Annotated in this window: 3 protein-coding genes and 1 pseudogene; 3 read left to right on the top strand and 1 reads right to left on the bottom strand. The window is 33.1% G+C overall.

From position 1 onward, the window contains the following. Positions 1-37: 37 nt before the first annotated feature. Positions 38-142, top strand: a pseudogene (locus tag CHI06_RS27690) (DNA alkylation repair protein); the annotation flags it as partial. Positions 143-387: 245 nt separating this feature from the next. Continuing rightward, complete coding sequence (locus CHI06_RS27695) at positions 388-663, top strand: hypothetical protein (protein WP_095251859.1); 276 nt, start codon at positions 388-390, stop codon at positions 661-663. Positions 664-1,078: 415 nt separating this feature from the next. On the opposite strand, the gene CHI06_RS27705 is transcribed toward CHI06_RS27695, so the two are convergent. Then, positions 1,079-1,870, bottom strand: coding sequence for an HAD family hydrolase (locus CHI06_RS27705; RefSeq protein ID WP_257009488.1), 792 nt, complete (start codon positions 1,868-1,870; stop codon positions 1,079-1,081). A 418-nt stretch (positions 1,871-2,288) separates the two neighbouring features. Here CHI06_RS27705 and CHI06_RS27710 point away from each other — a divergent pair. Continuing rightward, positions 2,289-2,426: VOC family protein (locus tag CHI06_RS27710; RefSeq protein ID WP_179292811.1), on the top strand; the 138-nt coding region annotated here is incomplete at its 3' end.

Genomic DNA, 2,426 nt, shown 5'->3' on the forward strand with positions numbered 1-2,426 from the left:
ATTTTCATGGTAGTGCAGTTACACTACCAACTATGCCAAGCGGGACAGGAAAAAAAGCAGTATTGAGCTTGCTTCCGAAAATATTCAAAAGGAATTAGACAGAGGGAAACTTGGTTTCAAACGCAAATATGTAAGGTGTTAAATTAGACGCAGCTCGTTCAAAGTATGGACGCATTCGATACATTTTCATATTCTGTGGCGAATAGCTGGTTTTAAGCAATTCATGGATGTATACGAGAGCTTTACTTCAAAAAGGAGTAAGGCCTTTTTTATTTATGTACCGGGGCAGGTTAGTTACAGAAATATGGTATATCTTAAAACGAATTTACACAAATAAAGGCTAGTGAAATTTTATTCATTTAATTAATAAAGAATTTAGGTGAATTAATGGAATTTATGAAGTATGAAGGTGAATGGTATGTTTGGACATTATTGTTTATTTCAATACTTATCGTAATTTTTATGCCTAAAAAAAACCTAACATGGGCAGGAATATTTATTACTATTTTTTTATCCGGGGGATTGACTTGGATCGGGGATACCATAGCAGGTTCAATATTTGATTTATTTACCTTAGCAAAAAAACAAACGATAGAGCTTACTGATTCATTATTAATTAGTTTTGACCCTGCAGGAATTGCAACTATTTATGTTAATTTATAAACCTAAGAAGGAATGGGTGTGGGCTATTGTTTTTACATTATTGTGTTTCTTCTTAGAATTAGGTTTAGTAAAGGTTGGATACATGAAAAATAACGACTGGGAAACATGGTATGAAATACCTGCTTATTTTATAGTTTTTAGATTCTTTTTTCCTTGGTATTTAAATTTAATTTCAAGAAAACTAGTCAACATTTAATGTTGGCTATTTTTATTGTGGTTTTTTATTACGCGATTTTCAACAAAAGAGTAATAGAGAAGAGGTAAGGGATTCCTGAGGCAAAACCAACACATGAATGAAAATGTTCTAATGAAGATACACTATCTGAAATATTGATGTAAAAAATGACAGGTATGAATCTAACGAAATAGATCACACCTGCAATTTTTTATTACAAAAAGTTATTTTAAAATAACCCTAAATTACATATGATTCATATGATTTATGAAGATAACGTTCTATAAACTCAGCTAATCCATCATTTTCGTGGTGTCCTGTAACAAAATCAGCTGCTGTTTTAACCTCTTCGCTAGCGTTCCCCATTGCCACACCAGTACCGACATGACGAAGCATCTCTATATCATTAGGTCCGTCTCCAATTGCTACGACTTCATTTGGGCTAATTCGAAATGCGCGAAGTAAGCTTTTTATAGCAGACCATTTGGAAACATTAGGAGCAAGCAATTCAAACCCGTCATTCCAATTGATGACTTCTGCTTCCTTTTCAAACAAAGCGGATAATTCAGGACTTGGTGCACCTGTTCGAACACTATATTTAAGAACATCTTGATAATTTGCCTGTCTTAAATCTCCAATATACCGTGGCGGAATTTGTCCAATTTTTGTCCAATAATCGATTTCTTCATTTGTTTCCTTACAATAAAGCCCATTTGCTGTATGAATAATAACATTACAAGGATTTTCAGCGGTCAGATGGTGGAATCGTTCTTCGTTCAGTTGGACTGTTTTAATTTGCATAACTCTTCCTGTCTCTGCATCGTGTATAGCGGCACCATTCAAACAGATCATAGGAGTTCGTAATCCAATTTCTTTATGGTAGGGAGCGGTTACTTCATAGTGTCGACCAGTAGCTAGAAAAACCTTGACTCCCTGATTGATGAGCCTATGAATGGCTTCCATATTTCGGCGGGAAATGATGTTTGAGGTTTTTAGTAGTGTACCATCCATATCAATAAATATTGCACGCACATTCAATTATACTACCTCCTCATTCGTTGTTAAACCAATCATATCATCTGAATATTAAAGTCTTGTAAACTCAGTGTACAGATTAAATAAAGTTTAATGGGAAGCAAGGGACGGTTCTATGCAAGATAAAAATATTATTCCATTAACGGGGGCTTTCTTTGAAGAACTGGCAGCGAATTAAAAGGAAGCTTTTTTATTGTGCTTACGAATGTGGGTTAGTTTAATATGTAATTATGGGGATTTTCAAGATTTTGTCCATTAAACAGAGAGAAAATTTTTGTATAAATATTTTTTAATAGTGAGCGATTAGGTAGAATTGAAATTGTTTAAAAATAATAATTAAATTATTTAGCAAGAAAAAAATTACGGAGTGACTACAATAATATTTATAATATAAAAATAGTTAGGAGTTAAGAAAATGATACAATCTGTTGTTCATATAGCACTAGTTGTTAAAGACTATGATGAAGCTATAGAATTTTATACGAAGAAACTTCACTTTTCTCTAATTGAAGATTCATATCAACCTGAACAAGATAAGCGGTGGGTAGTTGTG

Source organism: Bacillus sp. 7884-1 (assembly GCF_002272245.1).
GTDB lineage: Bacteria > Bacillota > Bacilli > Bacillales > Cytobacillaceae > Neobacillus.

Bases quoted from the DNA above. Each gene is read 5' to 3' on its own strand.
- CHI06_RS27695 (WP_095251859.1), top strand. From the start codon at position 388: ATGGAATTTATGAAGTATGAAGGTGAATGGTATGTTTGGACATTATTG.